15 protein-coding genes and 1 pseudogene are annotated in these 19,746 nt (G+C 66.7%); 7 read left to right on the top strand and 9 right to left on the bottom strand.

What is annotated here, in order from left to right:
• Nucleotides 1-44 precede the first annotated feature (44 nt).
• Nucleotides 45-380, top strand: coding sequence for a protealysin inhibitor emfourin (locus tag BACI349Y_RS07760; protein ID WP_159631627.1), 336 nt, complete (start codon nucleotides 45-47; stop codon nucleotides 378-380).
• 78 nt (nucleotides 381-458) lie between these two features.
• The gene (gene hrpA / locus BACI349Y_RS07755; protein WP_159631626.1) at nucleotides 459-4,448 is read left to right on the top strand and encodes an ATP-dependent RNA helicase HrpA; all 3,990 of its coding nucleotides are present in this window, start codon (nucleotides 459-461) and stop codon (nucleotides 4,446-4,448) included.
• A gap of 73 nt (nucleotides 4,449-4,521) precedes the next feature.
• Here the strand turns inward: hrpA and BACI349Y_RS07750 are convergent, their stop codons facing one another.
• The 3 genes from BACI349Y_RS07750 to BACI349Y_RS07740 are packed head-to-tail and all read right to left on the bottom strand — an operon-like array spanning nucleotide 4,522 to nucleotide 7,021.
• Nucleotides 4,522-4,950 carry an HIT family protein gene (locus BACI349Y_RS07750; RefSeq protein ID WP_159631625.1) on the bottom strand — a complete coding sequence of 143 codons (429 nt, stop codon included), beginning with the start codon at nucleotides 4,948-4,950 and terminating at the stop codon, nucleotides 4,522-4,524.
• Complete coding sequence (locus BACI349Y_RS07745; RefSeq protein WP_159631624.1) at nucleotides 4,947-6,131, bottom strand: NAD(P)-dependent alcohol dehydrogenase; 1,185 nt, start codon at nucleotides 6,129-6,131, stop codon at nucleotides 4,947-4,949. Before BACI349Y_RS07745 ends, BACI349Y_RS07750 begins: the two co-directional genes overlap by 4 nt.
• Nucleotides 6,128-7,021, bottom strand: coding sequence for a sulfurtransferase (locus BACI349Y_RS07740; RefSeq protein ID WP_159631623.1), 894 nt, complete (start codon nucleotides 7,019-7,021; stop codon nucleotides 6,128-6,130). Before BACI349Y_RS07740 ends, BACI349Y_RS07745 begins: the two co-directional genes overlap by 4 nt.
• 93 nt (nucleotides 7,022-7,114) lie before the next feature.
• Here BACI349Y_RS07740 and BACI349Y_RS07735 point away from each other — a divergent pair, with 93 nt between their 5' ends.
• Nucleotides 7,115-8,218 (top strand): PLP-dependent cysteine synthase family protein, encoded by a 1,104-nt coding sequence (locus BACI349Y_RS07735; protein WP_159631622.1) that lies wholly within the window; start codon nucleotides 7,115-7,117, stop codon nucleotides 8,216-8,218.
• On the opposite strand, the gene BACI349Y_RS07730 is transcribed toward BACI349Y_RS07735, so the two are convergent.
• Nucleotides 8,215-8,871, bottom strand: a complete 657-nt coding sequence (locus tag BACI349Y_RS07730) for an MBL fold metallo-hydrolase (protein WP_159631621.1) — start codon at nucleotides 8,869-8,871, stop codon at nucleotides 8,215-8,217. The two genes, BACI349Y_RS07735 and BACI349Y_RS07730, sit on opposite strands and share 4 nt — an antisense overlap.
• Before the next feature lie 104 nt (nucleotides 8,872-8,975).
• Here BACI349Y_RS07730 and BACI349Y_RS07725 point away from each other — a divergent pair, with 104 nt between their 5' ends.
• Nucleotides 8,976-9,437, top strand: a complete 462-nt coding sequence (locus BACI349Y_RS07725) for a Fur family transcriptional regulator (RefSeq protein WP_159631620.1) — start codon at nucleotides 8,976-8,978, stop codon at nucleotides 9,435-9,437.
• Here the strand turns inward: BACI349Y_RS07725 and BACI349Y_RS07720 are convergent.
• The 5 genes from BACI349Y_RS07720 to BACI349Y_RS07700 form a co-directional block, all read right to left on the bottom strand.
• On the bottom strand, nucleotides 9,415-10,299 hold the full coding sequence (locus tag BACI349Y_RS07720) for a metal ABC transporter permease (RefSeq protein WP_159631619.1): 885 nt from the start codon (nucleotides 10,297-10,299) through the stop codon (nucleotides 9,415-9,417). The two genes, BACI349Y_RS07725 and BACI349Y_RS07720, sit on opposite strands and share 23 nt — an antisense overlap.
• Nucleotides 10,299-11,114 (bottom strand): metal ABC transporter ATP-binding protein, encoded by an 816-nt coding sequence (locus BACI349Y_RS07715; protein WP_159631618.1) that lies wholly within the window; start codon nucleotides 11,112-11,114, stop codon nucleotides 10,299-10,301. The genes BACI349Y_RS07720 and BACI349Y_RS07715 overlap by 1 nt, the downstream gene beginning before the upstream one ends.
• Nucleotides 11,111-12,097, bottom strand: a complete 987-nt coding sequence (locus BACI349Y_RS07710; RefSeq protein ID WP_159631617.1) for a metal ABC transporter solute-binding protein, Zn/Mn family — start codon at nucleotides 12,095-12,097, stop codon at nucleotides 11,111-11,113. The genes BACI349Y_RS07715 and BACI349Y_RS07710 overlap by 4 nt, the downstream gene beginning before the upstream one ends.
• 147 nt (nucleotides 12,098-12,244) lie before the next feature.
• Complete coding sequence (locus tag BACI349Y_RS07705) at nucleotides 12,245-13,315, bottom strand: hemolysin family protein (RefSeq protein ID WP_159631616.1); 1,071 nt, start codon at nucleotides 13,313-13,315, stop codon at nucleotides 12,245-12,247.
• A complete protein-coding gene (locus tag BACI349Y_RS07700; RefSeq protein WP_159631615.1) occupies nucleotides 13,312-14,646 on the bottom strand; it encodes a hemolysin family protein in 1,335 nt (444 codons plus the stop codon). The genes BACI349Y_RS07705 and BACI349Y_RS07700 overlap by 4 nt, the downstream gene beginning before the upstream one ends.
• A 559-nt stretch (nucleotides 14,647-15,205) precedes the next feature.
• Here BACI349Y_RS07700 and BACI349Y_RS20525 point away from each other — a divergent pair.
• The 3 genes and pseudogenes from BACI349Y_RS20525 to BACI349Y_RS07690 all read left to right on the top strand — a co-directional run.
• A pseudogene (locus tag BACI349Y_RS20525) lies at nucleotides 15,206-15,403 on the top strand (2-oxoglutarate dehydrogenase E1 subunit family protein); the annotation flags it as partial.
• Nucleotides 15,316-18,921: a multifunctional oxoglutarate decarboxylase/oxoglutarate dehydrogenase thiamine pyrophosphate-binding subunit/dihydrolipoyllysine-residue succinyltransferase subunit gene (locus BACI349Y_RS07695; RefSeq protein ID WP_442858401.1), complete on the top strand. Its 3,606-nt coding sequence runs from the start codon at nucleotides 15,316-15,318 to the stop codon at nucleotides 18,919-18,921. The pseudogene BACI349Y_RS20525 and the gene BACI349Y_RS07695, both read left to right, overlap by 88 nt.
• 156 nt (nucleotides 18,922-19,077) lie before the next feature.
• Nucleotides 19,078-19,677, top strand: coding sequence for a GDSL-type esterase/lipase family protein (locus tag BACI349Y_RS07690; RefSeq protein ID WP_141160025.1), 600 nt, complete (start codon nucleotides 19,078-19,080; stop codon nucleotides 19,675-19,677).
• Nucleotides 19,678-19,746: the final 69 nt, after the last annotated feature.

Raw genomic sequence — 19,746 nt, 5'->3', positions numbered from 1 at the left:
CCGCTCACTGGCCCCGGGCCGTATGGAAGCCCAGGGGCCAGGCCATGAAGATCAAGGTGGAGCGCACCGGCGGGATCGCGGCGATCACGCGCGTGTGGACGGTGGACGCCCGGACGGACAGCGACCTCAGCCAGTGGCAGCCCATTGTCGAGGCCTGCCCGTGGGATGCGGTTCCCAGCACTCCACGGGCGGCCGCGGCGGCCTTCGAGGCGCCCCGGCCGGACCGCTTCATCTACTCCATCACGGCCGGGCAGCGCAGGGCTGCCCTGCCCGAGCATGCCCTCACCGGTCCATGGCGCATCCTGGTTGATACCGCGCGGGCCGCCGCGGAGGAAGCCGGCGGACCACTTCCCGGCGCGGACACCGGCGGGCCCGGCTGAGGGCGGCCGACGGCCGGCGGCCGGCGGCCGGGAAACGACGAAGGGGCGGTTCCCTACGGCAGTAGACTGTCTGCAGCCATGACTTTTCATATCTCCTATCCCGCCGAGCTGCCGGTTTCCGAGCGCCGCGAGGACCTGATGGCCGCCATCGCCGCCAACCAGGTGACCATCATCGCCGGCGAGACCGGCTCCGGAAAGACCACCCAGATCCCCAAAATGTGCCTGGAACTGGGACTGGGCGAGAAAGGCCTCATCGGGCACACCCAGCCCCGCCGGCTGGCAGCGCGGACCGTGGCGGAGCGCATCGCAGAGGAGCTCGGTGTCGAGATCGGGCAGGAAGTAGGCTTCCAGGTCCGGTTCACGGGTGAGGTCAGCAAGGCGACCAAGGTCAAACTCATGACCGACGGCATCCTGCTCGCCGAGATCCAGCGGGACAAACTGCTGCGCAAGTACAGCACCATCATCATTGACGAGGCGCACGAACGCAGCCTCAACATCGACTTCATCCTGGGCTACCTCAAGCGGGTCCTCCCCCAGCGGCCGGACCTGAAGGTCATCATCACCTCGGCCACCATTGATCCCGAACGGTTCGCCAAGCACTTCGGTACCCCGGAAGACCCGGCCCCCATTGTGGAGGTGTCCGGCCGGACCTACCCGGTGGAAATCCGCTACCGCCCCCTCTCGCAGCCGAAAGCGGACGAAGAAGACGCCTCGGACGATGAACTTGAGGAGGACCGGGATCCGCTGGACGCCGTCTGCGATGCCGTGGACGAGCTTGCCGCCGAAGCCCCTGGGGACATCCTGGTCTTCTTCTCCGGCGAGCGCGAAATCCGGGACGCCGCGGAAGCGTTGCAGGCCCGCATCCAGTCCAACCGCAGGCTGGCCAACACCGAGATCCTTCCCCTCTTTGCGCGCCTGAGCCTGCAGGAGCAGCACAAGGTGTTCCATCCGGGCAGCAAGCGACGGATCGTGCTGGCCACCAACGTGGCGGAAACGTCACTGACAGTTCCGGGCATCAAATACGTCATCGATACCGGCACCGCCCGCATTTCCCGGTACTCGCACCGCACCAAGGTCCAGCGCCTGCCCATCGAGCGCGTCTCGCAGGCCTCGGCCAACCAGCGCTCGGGCCGCTGCGGCCGCGTGTCCGACGGCATCGCCATCCGGCTGTACTCCGAGGACGACTTCAAATCCCGGCCCCGGTTCACCGATCCTGAGATCCTGCGGACCAACCTCGCCGCCGTCATCCTCCAGATGACGGCCATGGGCGTGGCTAGGGGGCCCAAGGATGTGGAGGACTTCCCCTTCGTCGAACCGCCGGAAACCCGGGCCATCAACGACGGCGTCACCCTCCTTCGCGAGCTCGGCGCCCTGGCTCCCCCGCGCGCCCAGGGTACCGGGACCAAGGCTGAAGCAGCCGGCGGCAGGGGCGGGCCGCAGGGCGGCGGCCTCACCGCCGTCGGGCAGAAACTTGCCCAGCTGCCCGTGGATCCGCGCCTGGGCCGCATGATCGTGGAAGCGGGAAAGCGCGGCTGCGTCCGCGAGGTCATGGTGCTGGCTGCCGCGCTCACCATCCAGGACCCGCGCGAACGGCCCACCGACAAGCAGCAACTTGCCGCGGAAAAGCACAACCGCTTCCGGGACGAAAACTCGGACTTCACCGGCTACCTCAACCTCTGGAACTACCTGCAGGAGAAGCAGCAGGAGCTCTCGTCCTCGGCCTTCCGGCGGCTGTGCCGCGCCGAGTTCATCAACTACCTGCGGGTGCGGGAATGGCAGGACCTCTTCGCCCAACTGCGCCAGCTCGCACGGCCGCTGGGGATCACGCTGGACAACAAGCGCCTGGCGGATCCCGTGGGCAACCACGACGGCATCCATATCAGCCTGCTCTCCGGACTCCTGAGCCACATCGGCATCCTGGACGAGCGCAAGCGCGAATACGCCGGCGCCCGGGGCAGCCGCTTCGCGATCTTCCCCGGATCGGCGCTGTTCAAGAAGTCCCCCACGTTTGTCATGGCGGCCGAGCTGGTGGAGACCAGCCGGCTGTGGGCCAGGGTGGCCGCCAAATTCGATCCGGTATGGGCTGAGCAGGTGGCCCCGGACCTGGTGAAGCGCAGCTACAGCGAACCCCATTGGTCCACCAGGCAGGGCGCGGTCATGGCCTACGAAAAGGTCACCCTCTACGGTGTTCCGATCATTGCCCAGCGGCGGATCAACTACGGCCGGGTGGATCCGGTGGTGGCCCGTGAGCTGTTTATCCGGCATGCCCTGGTGGAGGGCGACTGGCGTACCCACCACAAGTTCTTCCACCGCAACCGGGCGCTCCTGCACGAGGTGGAGGAACTCGAGGCCCGCATGCGCCGCCGCGACCTGCTGGTGGATGACGAAACGCTGTTCGAGTTCTACGACGCCAGGATCGGCCCTGACGTGGTGTCCGAGCGGCACTTCGACAAGTGGTGGAAGGATGCCCGCCGGGAGAACCCGGACCTCCTGGATTACGACAAGTCGCTGCTCCTCAGCGATGACGCCGACGACCTGGACGTCTCCGCCTACCCGAAGACCTGGCTGCACAAGGGCTTCGAGCTTCCGCTGACGTACGAATTCCATCCGGTGGCACCGGGCTCAGCCCCCGACCCGTCCGACGGCGTCACTGCCGAAGTGCCGGTCCTGTTCCTGAACCAGCTCGACGACGCCCCGTTCCGGTGGCTGATCCCCGGCCAGCGGGTGGAGCTGGTGACCGCCCTGATCAAGTCGTTGCCCAAGCAGATCCGGAAGAACTTCGTCCCCGCCCCCGATGTCGCCCGGCAGGCAGTTGCCGTCCTCGAGTCCGACTTCGATCCCGCCACGGACGATCTGGAGCCCTCGCTGGAGCTTGCGCTGCGGCGGATCCGCGGCGTGGTCATCCCGCCCGGCTCCTGGAACTGGGACGCGGTCCCCCCGCACCTGCGCGTCAGTTTCAAGGTGGTGGACAGCAAGGGCAAAGTCCTGGGCGAGGGCAAGGACCTCGCCGGGCTTCAGGAGCAGCTTGCCCCCGCCACCCGGCGTGCCATCGCCGAATCGCTTGGCGCCACCCCGGCCTCCACTGCGCCCGGAGCCGCCCCTAACGGGCAGCGCCGGAAGGGAAAGGCGTCCGACGGCGGCCCACCGGCCCGTCAGCAGGGCGCCGGGGTGCCGGGAGCCCCGGCCACGGCAGGGTTCGTGGAGCAGGAAGGCCTGACCGAATGGACCTTCGGCACCATCAAACGCCAGGTGAGCAGCATGGTCAAGGGCCACACAGTTACCGGTTATCCGGCGCTGGTGGACCAGGGCAAGACGGTAGCCTTGCGCGTGTTCCAGACGTCAGAAGAACAGCTCGACGCCATGCGCGGCGGGGTGATCCGGCTGCTGGCACTGCGCGTTCCGGCGCCGGACCGCTACGTCCTGGAGCACCTGAGCAACACCGAGAAACTCACGTTCAGCCAGAACCCGCACGGCTCGGTGTCGGCCCTGATCGCGGACTGTGCGCTGGCGGCCATCGACAAGCTCACGCCACCGGAACTGCCCTGGGACCGCCAGGCCTTTGACGCCCTGTATGAGCTGGTGCGCGCTGAACTGATTGACACCGTCTTCACGGTCACGGCCGTCGTCGAGCGCATCCTGGCCAGCACCCGGCGGATCGAAAAGCAGCTCAAGGGCACCACCAGCCTGGCCCTGATCAGTGCGCTGAACGACGTCAGGAGCCAGCTGGAGCAACTGGTGTACCCGGGTTTTGTGGCACGCACGGGCTACGCCCAGCTCAGCCAGCTTCCGCGGTACCTTGCGGCCATCGAGAAGCGGCTGGAGCGCCTGCCCGGGAACGTGCAGCGGGATGCCCTGAACATGGCAGTGGTGCAACGGCTGGAAGACGACTACGACGACGCCGTGTCGGCGCTGCTGCCGGGGCGGCGTGCCGGACGGGAGTTAACCCAGGTGCGCTGGATGATCGAGGAACTCCGGGTGAGCCTGTTCGCCGTCGAGCTCGGAACTGCCTACTCCGTGTCCGAGAAGCGCATCCGAACAGTGCTGAACAAGGCCCTCGCCCCGGCCTGAACACCTTCTGCTGCTCAGCGCGTCCTGCGTGCCCGGCCGGCAAAAGCCGGGCACGCAGGACGATGACGGGACGTCAGGCCGCAGGTACGAAGTCCCCGTAGCCGGCCGTCCGGAGGCCCTCGCGGAGCTTTTCGGCGTTGGCATCCAGTACTGCGGGATCGGGATTCTGGTCCGCTGAGCCGAAGTCGAAGTCGGCCATGCTTTGCGACGGCCACACGTGCACATGCAGGTGGTTGACCTCGTAGCCGGCCACGATCAGCCCGGCCCGCCGGGCGCGGAAGATGTCCACCTGGACCGCACCGATCCGCCGTGCCACTTCCATGACCCTGGCCAGGGTCTCCGGCGTGGCGTCAGTCCACCGGTCCACTTCTTCGGTGGGGACCACCAGTGTGTGGCCGTCGGCAAGCGGTCCGGTGGTAAGGAACGCCGCGACGTCGTCCTCGCGCCAGACGAACCGGCCGGGAATCTCGCCCTTCAGGATCTTTGTGAACAGGGTGCTCATGCGTCTGCCTCCTCGGCTGCTGCCTGCAGCGTGCTGGTGTCCAGCACGAACCGGTACTTTACGTCTCCAGCGACCATCCGGTCGTAGGCTTCATTCAGCTGTCCGGCGGCCACCATCTCGATATCGGCAGCCACGCCGTGCTCGGCGCAGAAGTCGAGCATCTCCTGCGTTTCGGCAATGCCGCCGATCAGTGAGCCTGCATAGGCGATCCTGCGACGGATCAGGGCACCCGGATTGACCGGCGGCATGGCTTCGGAGGGCAGCCCCAGCTGGAAGAGCGCGCCATCCACGCGCAGGGTGCGGAAGAAGGGGTTCAGGTCGTGGGGGGCCGCAACAGTATCGATGATGAGGTCGATGCTGCGGTTCGCGGCGGCCATCGCGGCCTCATCGCGGGACAGGACAACCTCATCCGCGTCCAGTTCCAGGGCGGCCGCAACCTTGGATTCGGATGTAGTGAACACCACCACCTTCGCGCCCATGGCCTTGGCCAGCTTGACCGCCATGTGGCCCAGGCCGCCAAGCCCCACGACGCCCACCACGTCGCCTTCCTCCACGTCGAAGTGGCGCAGCGGCGAAAATGTGGTGACGCCGGCACACAACAGTGGCGCGGCGGCTGCCGGATCCAGCGATTCCGGTACGCGCAGGACGTAGCGGCGGTCCACCACGATGGACGACGCATAACCGCCCTGGGTGATGGCGTCCCCGTTCCGCCGGTCCTTTGCGCCGTAGGTGCCGGTCATCCCCTTTTCGCAGTATTGCTCAAGGCCGTCCAGGCAGCTTTCGCATTCGCGGCAGGAGTCCACCATGCAGCCAACGCCCACGCGGTCGCCCACTGCGAAATCGGTGACGTTCGAACCGGTCCTGCTGACCGTTCCCACGATTTCGTGGCCGGGGACCAGGGGGTATGTCTGGCCGCCCCATTCTCCGCGGGTGGCGTGCACGTCGGAGTGGCAGAGCCCGCAGAACTCGATGGCGATTTCCACATCGTCCGGTTTTGGGGCGCGTCTGGCGACCGTCAGCGGCACCAGCCCGCTGGCTCCGGACACGGCGCCGTACGCTGCGGCGCGCACGCCGGAGTCCGGGGCTGCCACTGCTGGGGCTCCGGCGGCTGCGGGCGCGGCTCCGGCCACGGGCGGAATGGGATGGGCAAGGGGCGGTGGTACGGGACGTCCTGGTGTCATAGTGCGACGCTACCCCCGGCTCCGCCGGAGATTCCACCCGGAGCCGCGCCGTCCCCAGGTTCCGCGCCGGTGGCGACCGGCAGGTCCGGGCGGTTGGACCACTCCGAGAAGGAGCCAGGGTAGAGCACAGCGGAGAACCCGGCCAGTTCCAGTGCGGCCACCTCATGCGCCGCCGTGACGCCGGAACCGCAGTAGACGGCCAACGGCCGGCCGTCCTGCACGCCCAGGGATTCGAACCTCCGCCGCAGCTCGGCCGGGGCAAGGAACCGCCCGGCCTGGTCCAGGTTCGCAGCGGTGGGGGCGCTGACTGCTCCGGGAATGTGGCCGGCACGTGGATCCACCGGTTCAATCTCGCCCCGGTACCGCTCCCCCGCCCTCGCGTCGAGCAACAGGCCGCTCTGCGGCCAGGTGGCGGCAGCACCGGCGTCGGCCACGGGCATCTGCCCGGTGCCCAGCTCAACATCGCCGGGGACGGGATGGACCGGGCCCGCCTCACGCGGCAGGCCGGCGGCACGCCAGGCGCCCAAACCGCCGTCGAGCAGGTAGACCTCGCGGACGCCGGCGTCGCGCAGCATCCACCACAGCCTGGCCGCCGCCATGTTCCCGCTGTCATCGTAGGCAACCACCACGTCACCGTTCCGCAGGCCCCACCGGCGGGCCGACTCCTGGAAACGGTCGCGGGACGGCAGCGGATGCCGGCCCCGGTCCGGCACGGCCGGATCAGCAAGCTCCGTGGCCAGGTCAACGAACACCGCGCCCGGCAGGTGCTCCGCCAGGTAGTGGTCCTGGCCATGCGGATCGCCCAGCACCCACCGCACGTCCAGCAGTACCGTCCGGAGCCCGGAAGCAAGCCTGGCTTCAAGGCCAGGGACGTCGATCAATGGCTCCATGGTGCTCCTTCTGCGGAATACGGGCCATGTGCTGGCGCCGGCAACGGTCCAACTTTAGACGGGCAGTCCGGCTGCCGCGGGTAGGCTGGTGCGGTGAAGATCGAGGGCAGCACCGGCACGGGCAGCGGCGGAACGGACCGGGACTGGGCGGACCAGGCCATCCGCACCATCACGGCGGAGAACAACCGTTCGGCAGACACCCACCTCTACTCGGTGGCCCTGCCGGAGCACTGGGGCATCCAGCTGTACCTCAAGGACGAGTCCACCCACCGGTCCGGCAGCCTCAAGCACCGGCTGGCCAGGTCGCTGTTCCTGTTCGGCCTGGTCAACGGCTGGATCCGGGAGGACACCACCATCGTCGAGGCCTCCAGCGGAAGCACCGCTGTTTCGGAGGCGTACTTCGCCCAGCTGCTGGGTCTGCCCTTCGTCGCCGTCATGGCACGCACCACCAGCCCGGAGAAGATCGCGCTGATCGAGAAGTTCGGCGGTTCATGCCTGCTGGTGGAAAACGCCTCTGACGTCTACGCGGCGGCGGAAGAGGTGGCTGCCACCTGCAACGGGCACTATATGGACCAGTTCACCTATGCGGAACGGGCCACGGACTGGCGCGGCAACAACAACATCGCCGAATCGATCTTTGGCCAGCTCAGCCTGGAGCCGCACCCGGTGCCGGACTGGATCGTGGTGGGCGCCGGCACCGGCGGAACCAGCGCCACGATCGGCCGGTACCTGCGGTACCACAGCCATCCCACCAGGCTGCTGGTGGTGGACCCGGAAAACTCCGCGTTCTACCCCGGCTGGCTGGGGGAATCAGCCGCACAGCCCACGGGCCTGCCTTCGCGGATCGAAGGCATTGGCCGGGCGCGGATGGAGCCCAGCTTCATTCCCACGGTGATCGACAGGATGGTCCAGGTCCCCGATGCGGCGTCCGTTGCTGCGATGCGCCACCTGCACTCCTTCGCGGGCCTGCACGCCGGTCCGTCCACCGGCACCAACCTGTGGGGCGTCTGGCAGACAATTGCCGGCCTGCTGGCGGAGGGACGCCGGGGCAGCATCGTGTCCTTGATGTGCGACGGCGGCGAACGCTATGCGGGCAACTACTGGAACCGGGACTGGCTGGCCGGCCAGGGACTGGACCCGGCGCCGTACGAAGCGGTGATTGCGCGCTTCCTGGACACCGGGGAGTGGACCGGCTAGACCTCCACCGACTCGCGCGGTGCCAGGTGCCGGTACTCCGTGCCGTACTTGGCCCCGATCCGTTTGACGTGCCCTTCGACGATTCCCAGGCCGTTGTCGTTGAGCAGCCCGTCGTGGATCTGGAACGCACGCGGTGCCCGCACCCCGATCACAAAGTCCACTACCTCGGCGGACTTGCTCCAGGGGGCGTGCAGCGGAACCAGGAGTGTCTGGACCGTGATGCCATCCGGAATGATGAAGGAATCCCCCGGGTGGTACACGTTCTGGTCCACCAGGAAGCCGATGTTGGCCACCATGGGAATCTGGGGGTGGATCAGGGCATGCTGGCCGCCAAAGCTGCGGATGTCGAAGCCCGCCGCCTGGAACGAGGACCCCGGATCCACCGCGTGGATGCGGTCCGCGGCACCCGGAGCCTCCTGGCGCAGCTGCTCCGCCACGCCGGCGGGAGCGTGGAGCTCAAGGTGCTGGCTGCCCTGGAGGGCCTCCACCACGGCCTTGGTGTCCAAATGGTCAGCGTGTTCGTGCGTCACCAGTACGGCGTGGGCCCCGGACAGCGCCTCCGCTGATTCGGAAAAGGTTCCGGGATCCAGGACCAGGACCCCGCCTTCCTTCTCGAGCCGGACACAGGCATGGGTGTATTTGGTCAGCTTCATAAGCGCCAGCCTAGGGTCCGTTCCGGAACGCTGTCCACGAACGCCGTCCAGGAAGATCCGGCTGGTAATCTTGATGTTTGCCCCCCACGGAAGCGAGTTCGTCCATGCCTACCGGCGTCAAGGCTGATTCCGCCGCCCCGTCCCCGGCTGGAGGCGGCAAGGAACAGCGCGTTACCAAGCAGCGCAAAGCCGTCAGTGCTGCCCTTGACCGGCTGGACGACTTCGTCAGCACCCAGGAGCTCTACCGGATCCTGCAAAACCAGGGTGTGTCGGTGTCGCTTGCCACCGCCTACCGCATCCTGCAGTCACTCGCCGATGAGGGCCTGGTTGACGTGCTGCGCAACGGCGATGGCGAGGCGGTGTACCGGCGGTGCGCGGTGACCGGCCACCATCACCACCTGTTGTGCAGGAACTGCGGGAAGGCCGTGGAGGTGGAAGCCCCCGCCGTGGAGACGTGGGCCGTGCGCACCGCGTCCGAGCATGGGTTCACCGAGGTGGACCACACGGTGGAAATCTTCGGGCTGTGCCCGGACTGCACCGCCCTTAAGGCTGCCGGGAAGCTGTAAGGACCCGCCCGTTGAGGCCACGGGCCTCCCGTACCGAGCCGATGGTACGGCACACCACGTAGATCAGGAACGACAACGTGGTGACATAGGGGCTGATGGGGATACGGCCGCCCAGGGCCAGCAGTATCCCGCCCACCGTGGCCGTCACGGCGAAGACCACGCTGAGCACCACCGCCGCCACCGGCGATGAGGTGACCCGCAAGGCCGCGGCAGCGGGCGTGATCAGCAGGGCGAGGACCAGCAGGGCGCCCACCACCTGGATGGACAGGGCCACGCTGACGCCCAGGACAATCATGAACACGATGCCCAGGCTGCGGACGGGCACTCCCCGCGCCTCAGCGAGTTCCGGGTCGACGCTGGCGAAGTTGAGCGGCCGCCAGATGGCAAGCAGCACGAGCATCACGACGACGGCAGTCCCGGCGAGTGCCTGGAGCTGGACTGTGTCCACGGAAACGATCTGCCCGGTCAGCAGCCCGAACTTGTTCGCCGCGCGGCCTTGGTAAAGCGAAAGGAACAGGATGCCCAGTCCCAGCCCGAACGGCATGATGACCCCGATGATCGAGTTCTTGTCCCGCGCGCGGACTCCCATCAGGCCCAGCAGCAGTGCGGCCGCCACCGATCCAACCAGCGAGCCGAAGACCACATCCGCCCCGACCAGGAGTGCGAAAGCGGCTCCCGCGAAGGACAGCTCGGAGATGCCGTGGACTGCGAAGGCAAGATCGCGCTTCATGACGAAAGTGCCCACCAGGCCGCCAAGCAGCCCCAGGATGGCACCCGCCCAGATGGAGTTCTGGACCAGGACCAGCAGCTCGCCGTAGTTGTCGAAATTGAAGATGGCGCCCAGGATGCTGTCGGCGTCCATTACAGCACCTCCCCTGCCATCGTGTCCGCACCGGCATGGTGGTGGGTGGTGGCGTCGGGAAGGCCGACCACCACGAGCCGGCCGTTGGCGCGGATCACCTCCACATGGCTGCCGTAAAGGTCGGACAGCACGTCGGTGGTCATGACCTCATCGGGCGCTCCGACGCGGAAACGTCCCCCGGCCAGGTAGAGGACCCGGTCCACGTACTCGATGATCGGGTTGATTTCGTGGGTCACAAAGACCCCGGCACTGTTGTGCTCGCGGCTCTGCTTGCTGATCAGGGCACTCACCGCCTGCTGGTGGTGCAGGTCCAGGGACAACAGGGGCTCGTCGCAGAGCAGGACCTGGGGATCGGTCGCCAGGGCCTGGGCCACCCGAAGCCGCTGCTGCTCGCCGCCGGAGAGCTGCCCCACCGGGACGCTGGCGTAGTCGGATGCACCCACGAGTTCCAGGAGCTGGTCAACTTTCCGGTTTGTCCTGCCCTGCGAGAGCCGGATTCCCCAGCGGTGGCCGTCCACTCCCAGCCCCACCAGGTCGCGGGCACGCATGGGCGTGTCCGGCGCAAAGGACTTCTGCTGGGGTATGTACCCGATCAGGTTGCTGCCGCGTTCCACGGGGCGCCCGCCAAGCATCGCTTCTCCGGCGTGCAGTTTCTGCAGGCCCAGCAGGACCTTCAGGAAACTGGTCTTGCCACTGCCGTTGGGACCCAGCACGGCGAAGAACTCGCCGGGCCTGATGTCCAGGTCAAGGCCGTCCCAGAGCGTGCGCTGGCCGAACCTGAGGCACGCCCCTTTGAGGCTGACGACGGAATTCACCTGTTTGTCTCCAGAACCTTGCTGATGTTGTTCACATTGTCCGTCATCCACTGCAGGTAGGTCTTGCCTTCGGGCAGTGTCTCGGTGAAGTCCACAACGGGCACTCCGGCGGTTTCCGCCGCCTTCTTCAGTGCCTCGGTCTGGGGTCCTTCCGTCTGGGCGTTGTAGCCCAGCAGGCGGACTGCCTTGGAGCCGACCAGGTCCGTGGCTTCCTTCAGGACGGCGGGAGGAACGTCAGCGCCCTCTTCGATGGCGGCCGTGTACTGCTCCGGCGTCGCGTTCGCCAGCCCGGCATCTTCCAGCATGTAGAGCGGGACCGGCTCCGTGACTGCCACCCGGCCCCCGCCCCCGGCGGCTTTCATGGCATCCAGGTGGCCGTGGAGGGAGGACAGGGAGGACTTGAAGGAATCAGCGTTGGCGGAGAAGGTAGCCGCAGCGCCGGGGTCCAGCGCGGCGAGCTTGTCCGCTATGCCGTCAGCCATCCGCTCCATGGCAGGCAGGCTGTACCAGACGTGCTCGTTAAGGCCGCCGTGGTCGTGACCGTCATGGCCAGCTGCTGCCTCGGGGGTGGTGGATGGCGCTGCACTGGCAGCTTCGTCCGGGTGGGCCAGGCCGGAAACCTCGACGGCGGTCAGCACGGAGGCGCTGTCGAGCTTACTGCTCTCCACCAGGGTGTGGATGAAGTCGTCGTAGCCGCCCCCGTTTTCGATGACGAGCTGGGCCTTGGACACAGCCAGCCGGTCTTGCGCGGTCGCCTCGTAGGAGTGCGGATCCTGCCCGGCACTGTTGATGATGGCCGTCACGTTGACCTTGTCCCCGCCGATGGTGCGGGCGATGTCACCGTAGACGTTTGTTGAGGCCACAACGTTGATCCCCTGCGCCTGGTCCGCGGTCTGCGACGGCTGGGGGCTGCAGGCGCTGAGCAGGAGGCCGACACCGGCGAGGGCGGCAAGGAAAGAGCTGGCAGCGGCTGGACGGCGCACGGAAAACCTCAGTTCACACAGGATGGGGAGGACAACAGTGCCCAGCCTATACCTAAATGCGAATGATTCCTATTTAGGTGGATGCGCCGCTTTCCAAGGCCCACCCCGGACGCGCCCCTGCGAACAGCCAGGGGCGCGTCCGGGGTCTCAGCTGCCGTTCGGCTGGCCCAGCCTGCGGATTCCTGTGGCCTGGGTTGCGTCCCTGATTTCGCCGACCAGCTGTTCGATGACGTCCTCGAGGAAGAGCACCCCGCGCGTAGTGCCGTCCGGGCCAATCACGCGCGCCAGGTGGGATCCGGTGCGCTGCATGACGGACATGGCCTTTTCGATCTCGTCACCCAGGGCCAGGTTTGCCAGTGACCGGACCCGGCTTTCGGCGATGGGCAGTTCATAGGCGGACTCCGGTATGGACAGCACGTCCTTTACATGGAGGTAGCCGTAGAGCATGTCCTCGTCGTCCAGCATGGGGAACCGGGAGAAACCAGTGCGGCTGACGGCTTTCTCGAACTCCACGGGGGTGGTGGATGCCCCCAGCATGACCAGGTTTCCGATCGGGACCATGATGTCCTCAGCCGTGTGCTCCGAAAACTCCAGCGCACCCGTAATGAGCCCGGCGTCGTCATCCACCAAGCCGTGGCGCGTGGACTCCTGCACAATCGACTGCACCTCCTCCAGGGTGAAGGAGGACGTGACCTCGTCCTTGGGCTCGATCCGCATCAGCTTGAGGATGTGGTTGGCGGACCAGTTGAGGACTGAGATCACCGGATGGACCAGCCGCGAGATGAACAGCAGCGGCGGGGCCAGGAACAGTGCTGCCTTGTCCGCCACGGACACCGAGATGTTCTTGGGCACCATCTCGCCGAATGTCACGTGCAGGAAGGTCACCAGCATCAGGGCCACAGCGAAGGCTGCCACGTCAGCCACTTCCGCCGGGAGGCCCACCGTCTCGATGGGGACCGCGAGCAGGTGGTGGATTGCCGGCTCGGCCACCAGCAGGATCAACAGCGAACAGACCGTGATGCCCAGCTGCGCACATGCCAGCATCAGGGAGACGTTTTCCATGGCGCGCAGGGTGGTGTGGGCGCGCTTTGAGCCGGCGTCCGCCAGGGGTTCAATCTGGCTGCGGCGCGCGGACATGATGGCGAACTCAGCGGCCACGAAGAAGGCGTTGCCCAGCAGGAGGACGCCCAGCCACAGTATTCCGGCCCAGTCACTCATGGCTTGCTCCTGTGGTTGGCGTCCTGCGCAGCCGGCTCCGCCGCGGGGTGGAAGCAGATACGGTCGATCCTGCGGCCGTCCATCCGGGTCACGCTGAGTGTCCCGCCATTGACCGGAACGGTGTCACCCACGGCCGCGATCCTGCCGAGCTTGCTCATGACATAGCCGCCCACGGTTTCATAGGCCGCTTCATCCGGAACGCTCAGGCCGGGAATCTGCTCGGACAGCTCATCGGGACGGAGGAGCCCAGGGAAGTACCAGTCGCCGGAGGCGCTTTGCAGCAGCCCAGGCCGGACCTTGTCGTGCTCATCCGCCACCTCGCCCACGATTTCCTCCACCAGGTCTTCCAGGGTGGCAATGCCGGCGGTTCCGCCGTATTCATCCAGCACGACGGCCAGCTGAAGGTTTCCCTCCCGGAGCTCGGCCAGCAGGGCATCCAGGTGGATGGTTTCGGGCACGCGCAGCACCTCGGTCATGATGGCGCCCGCTTCGAGGTTCTGCCGGCGTTCCCACGGAACGGCCACGGCCTTCTTGACGTGCACCAGGCCACGGATGTCATCGGCCGAATCACCGATGACCGGGAAGCGTGAGTAGCCGGTCCTGCGTGCCGCATCCACGACGTCGGAGACCGGCTGGTCTGCGTCGATCGTCTCCAGCCTGATGCGCGGTGTCATCACGTCCGCCGCTGTCCTGGTGGAGAAGTTCAGGGTGCGGGCAATGAAGTTGGCAGTCCCGGCGTCAAGGGTTCCCATCGCAGCGGACCTGCGGACCAGCGAAGCGAGCTCCGCCGGCGTCCGGGCTCCCGAAATCTCCTCCTTGGCTTCCAGCCCAAATACGTGCAGGACCTTGTTGGAAAATCCGTTGAGGACCAGGATGGCCGGCTTGAAGATGGTGGTGAAGACGAGCTGGGGGCCGGCCAGGGCGCGGCCCACGGGAAAAGCGAGTGCGATGGCCATGTTTTTCGGCACCAGCTCACCCAGGAGCATGGACAGCAGTGTCGCCACCACCATCGCCAGGACCAGGGACACGGACTCCACCGCCACGTCGGGAAGTCCGACGGCGCCCAGCGGCGCCTTGAGGAGGCGGCCCACCGAGGGTTCCATAACGTAACCGGTGAGCAAGGTGGTCAGCGTGATGCCGAGCTGGCAGCTGGACAGTTGCGTTGACAACGACTTGAGGCAGGTGAGCAAGGGCACCGCGCCCGTGTCGCCGTCGTCGATTGCGCGCTGGACGGTGGCCTGGTCCAGGGCGATGAGGGAGAACTCGACGGCCACGAAGAACCCGGTGCCGGCGATCAGCAGCAAGCCTGCTGCGAGGAGGAGCCACTCCATTCAGCATCCCGCCCGGAGCGCGGGCTGCGCCGGAAGGGTAGTCGGCCGTGGTGTGGAAAAGCTGTTTCGTCCCGGCGGAGGATGATCGGCGGATACCGACGCCTGGTCCGTGCGGGTTGCGGCAAGCTGGGCCGTGGGCTGGTGATGGGCGCGTTGTCGGGGTTTGCCGGCTCTGGGGGCGGACTGCGCGGCGCTGCTCTTCGAGCTCCGCTGACAGCGCCCAGGCCGGCACCTAGATTTACTGTCCATAAGAATTTCAGTCTACAGGAGCAGCCCCGCGCCGGACGCTCGGCCGGGCGGCCGGAAGTGGCCTGCTGGCCCGCCTGCGCGCCTGCCGCACTGGGCTGATGACGGCCCCCGGCGGCAGGCCGGTGGCCGCCATATTCGGGCCCGGGTTCGTCACTTCATGATTTGAGTCACCCTTATTGGCAGTTAACACAGGATGCTCACTAGACTTGCAAAGGTCCGGGTTCAGAGGACGCAGAGACTGGTTCGAACGTAGTGCTGAAGCACCGGGGGGCCAAAGAGAAATCAAACTCATGGAAGAGGCGTATTTCAAGTGCCAGAGCAGCCAAGCCACCGTCTACCAGAGGAATTTGGCGGAAACGAGTGGCTCGTTGACGAACTGTACGAGCAGTACCAGCAGGACAAGAACGCCGTGGATGCCAAGTGGTGGCCCCTGTTCGAATCCTTCGACTCGGGCAACGGTTCTTCTTCCAACGGAAATTCCGCACAGGCCGCCAACCCTCCCACCCGGGAACGGCAGCCCCCGCACCCGTCAAGAAGGCCCCGGCCACGGAAGCCCGCGACGGCGGCAAGAAGACCGAGGCCGGCACCGGCTCGCAGCCCATCCCGGCGCAGCTGCCCAAGAACGTCAAGGCACCCACCGCACCCGAGGAAGACGTCGTCTCCGTCCTCCGCGGACCGGCGAAGGCCATCGCCACCAACATGGTCACCAGCCTCCAGGTGCCCACTGCCACCAGCGTCCGTGCCATTCCGGCCAAGCTGCTCATCGACAACCGTGTGGTCATCAACTCAAACCTGGCCCGCGCACGCGGCGGCAAGGTTTCCTTCACGCACCTCATCGGCTACGCCGTGATCCGCGCCCTGTCCCAGTTCCCCTCCATGAACGTGTACTACGACGAGGTGGACGGCAAGCCCGTTGCCGTCCAGCCGGCGCACGTCAACTTCGGCATCGCCATCGACATGCCCAAGCCCGACGGCACCCGGCTGCTCATGGTCCCGAACATCAAGAAGGCCGAGACCCTCAACTTCGCCGAGTTCTGGCACACGTACGAGGACCTGATCAAGCGGGCCCGCAACGGCAAGCTCACCGCCGAGGACCACCAGGGCACCACCGTGTCCCTGACCAACCCCGGCGGCATTGGCACCGTCCACTCGGTGCCCCGCCTTTCCAAGGGCCAGGCCGCCATCATCGGCGTCGGCGCCCTTGACTACCCCGCAGAGTTCCAGGGCGCCAGCGAGAAGATCATCGCCCAGAACGCCATCAGCAAGGTCCTCACCCTGACCTCGACGTACGACCACCGCGTCATCCAGGGCGCCGGCAGCGGCGAGTTCCTCAAGCTGGTCCACCAGCTGCTGCTGGGCGCGCAGAATTTCTACGACGAGATCTTCGAAGCCCTGCGCATCCCGTACGAGCCCGTCCGCTGGAGCCCGGACCTGCAGGTGGACCCGGCCGACGAGATCAACAAGGTGGCCCGGATCCAGCAGTTGATCCACTCCTTCCGCGTCCGCGGCCACCTCATGGCGGACACCGACCCGCTGGAGTACGTCCAGCGCAAGCACCCGGACCTCGACGTCCTCACCTACGGCCTGACCCTTTGGGACCTGGACCGCGAATGGCCCACCGGCGGCTTCGGCGGCAAGCCGATGCTGAAGTTCCGCGACATCCTCGGCGTCCTGCGCGATGCCTACTGCCGCACCACGGGCATCGAGTACATGCACATCCAGGAGCCTGCCGAGCGCAAGTGGTTCCAGGACCAGCTGGAGCACGCCTACTCCAAGCCCAGCCGCGAGGAACAGCTGCGGATTGTCTCCAAGCTGAACGCCGCCGAGGCCTTTGAGACGTTCCTGCAGACCAAGTTCGTGGGCCAGAAGCGCTTCTCGCTGGAAGGCGGCGAGTCCCTGATCCCGCTGCTTGACGCCATCATGTCCGATGCCGCCGACGACGGCCTGGACGAGGTTGCGATCGGCATGGCCCACCGTGGCCGCCTCAACGTGCTGACGAACATCGCGGGCAAGACCTATGCCCAGGTGTTCCGTGAGTTTGAGGGCACCCAGGATCCGCGCTCCGTGCAGGGCTCCGGTGACGTCAAGTACCACCTGGGCACCGAAGGCACCTTCACCTCGGACAACGGCAAGGAGACCAAGGTCTACCTCGCCGCCAACCCGTCGCACCTGGAAGCCGTGGACTCCGTCCTCGAAGGCATCGTCCGGGCCAAGCAGGACCGGCTGGACCAGGGCGAGTCGTTCCCTGTCCTGCCCATCATGGTCCACGGAGACGCGGCCTTCGCCGGCCAGGGCGTGGTGGCTGAAACGCTGAACCTGTCCCAGCTCCGGGGTTACCGCACCGGTGGAACCATCCACATCGTGGTCAACAACCAGGTGGGCTTCACCACCGCACCGTCGTCGTCGCGCTCGTCCACCTATTCCACGGACGTGGCCAAGATGATCCAGGCGCCGGTGTTCCACGTGAACGGCGACGACCCCGAGGCTGTTGTCCGCATCGGCCAGCTGGCCTACGAGTTCCGGCAGCGTTTCCACAAGGACGTTGTGATCGACATGGTGTGCTACCGCCGCCGGGGCCACAACGAGGGCGATGACCCCTCGATGACCCAGCCGCTGATGTACAACCTCATCGAAGCCAAGCGCTCCGTCCGCAAGCTGTACACCGAGTCACTCATCGGCCGCGGCGACATCACCGAGGAAGAAGCCGAGCAGCTGCTCCGCGACTACCAGGAACGGCTGGAACGGGTCTTTGCCGAGACCCACGCCGCCCAGACCTCGCCTATCCCGATCGTGACCGCCGACTCCGCTGCCGTGTCCGACATCGAACGGCCCAAGGCACAGCAGTCCGATTCCAGCGTCAGCGCACCGGCCTCCACGGCCATCAGCGCCGAAACCCTGGCCCGGATCGGCAAGGCACACGTCGAGATCCCGGACGGCTTCACGGTCCACCCCAAGCTGAAGCAGCTTCTGGAGAAGCGCGAACAGATGTCCCGCGAGGGTGGCATCGACTGGGGCTTCGGCGAGATTGCAGCCTTCGGCTCGCTGATCATGGAGGGCGTCCCCGTACGCCTGGCCGGCCAGGACTCGCGCCGCGGCACCTTCGTGCAGCGCCACGCCGTCTTCCACGACCGTGCCAACGGCAAGGAATGGCTGCCCCTGGGCAACCTCTCCGATGACCAGGCCAAGCTGTGGATCTACGACTCCCTGCTGTCCGAATACGCCGCCATGGGCTTCGAGTACGGCTACTCCGTGGAACGCCCGGACGCCCTGGTCCTGTGGGAGGCCCAGTTCGGCGACTTCGTCAACGGTGCGCAGACCATCATCGACGAATTCATCTCGTCCGCCGAGCAGAAGTGGGGCCAGCGCTCCTCGCTGGTCCTGATGCTTCCGCACGGCTACGAGGGACAGGGCCCGGACCACTCCTCCGCCAGGATCGAGCGGTTCCTGCAGCTGTGTGCCGAGGACAACATGATCGTGGCCAACCCGACCACGGCGGCCTCGCACTTCCACCTGCTGCGCCGCCAGGCGTACAGCCGCCCGCGCAAGCCGCTGATCATCTTCACGCCCAAGCAGCTCCTGCGCCTGAAGGCTGCCGCGTCGTCCGTCGAGGACTTCACCAACGGCACGTTCCGCCCCGTCATCGGTGACCACGAGCAGCTGCCGGCCACCGCCGTCGAACGCGTGCTCCTGGTGTCCGGCCGCCTGTACTACGATCTCCTGTCCACCCGGCAGAAGACCGGTGACAAGACCACCGCCATCATCCGCGTGGAGCAGCTTTACCCGCTGCCGCACGCCGAGATCGAGGCGGAACTTGCCAAGTACCCCAACGCCGAAGTGGTATGGGCGCAGGACGAGCCTGCCAACCAGGGGCCGTGGCCGTTTATGGGCCTGCACCTGCCGGAGGCCCTCGACCGCCGCGTCCGCCTGGTGTCCCGCCCGGCATCGGCCTCCACGGCCGCCGGTTCCATGAAACGGCACGCTGCGGAGCAGGATGTGCTGCTGAAGCAGGCATTTGCACGGAAGTAAGCAGTAAGGCTGCCCGGCCGGAGTCGAAATACCCGACTCCGGCCGGGCAGTTCTGTTTAATGGATTGACAGCGCCTCCCCGCGCCGCCGCAGCTGCGGCGGCAACGATGGCAGCGGCCGTATCGAAGTAAACCCGTACCGAAGTAAAGAGGAACGCGTGGAAGACAGGAAGCTGCGGATCGCGGCTGTAGGAGACGAACTGCTGGCCGGACTGGGCGATCCCCGGGCACTTGGCTGGCTGGGCCGCGTCCTGGCCCGCACTCCCCAGGACGGCATGCTGCTCGAAAGCTATGCCCTCCCCTGCCCGCAGGAAGGTACGGAAGGCCTCGCTGCGCGCTGGCTGGATGAAGCCGGCAGGCGATTCAGCCCCCAGGCGGAGAACCGGCTGGTCATCGGCCTTTCGGGCCGCGACATCGAGTTCGGCCTCTCCACTGCACGGAGCCGGCTGAACCTGGCCAATATCCTGGACTCGGCTTCCCAGAACCGGATCGAAGTATTCGTCGTGGGGCCACCCCCCACCCTGGACCCCGCCCAGAACCGCCGGCTGGACGAACTCAATACCGCTTTCGCGGATGTGACCACCCGCCGCAAGCACCTCTACGTTGACACGTTCTCGCCCCTGCTGAACCACGAACAGTGGCGCCAGGACCTCGCCGCAAACGGCGGAACCCCAGGCCAGGCCGGGTATGGCCTCATGGCATGGCTGGTGCTGCACCGCGGCTGGTTCCAGTGGCTGGGCATGGACGCGCCCCAGTAGCGCCGTTCGAGATATATCTTGACCCCGCCACCGGGCGGCGATACCTTGGAGCAACAACGCGATATATCG

This window comes from Arthrobacter sp. 8AJ, from assembly GCF_902506025.1.
GTDB lineage: Bacteria > Actinomycetota > Actinomycetes > Actinomycetales > Micrococcaceae > Arthrobacter.
The sequence above is the reverse complement of the archived record's forward strand: the minus strand, read 5'-3'. Positions and strand labels throughout refer to the sequence as shown.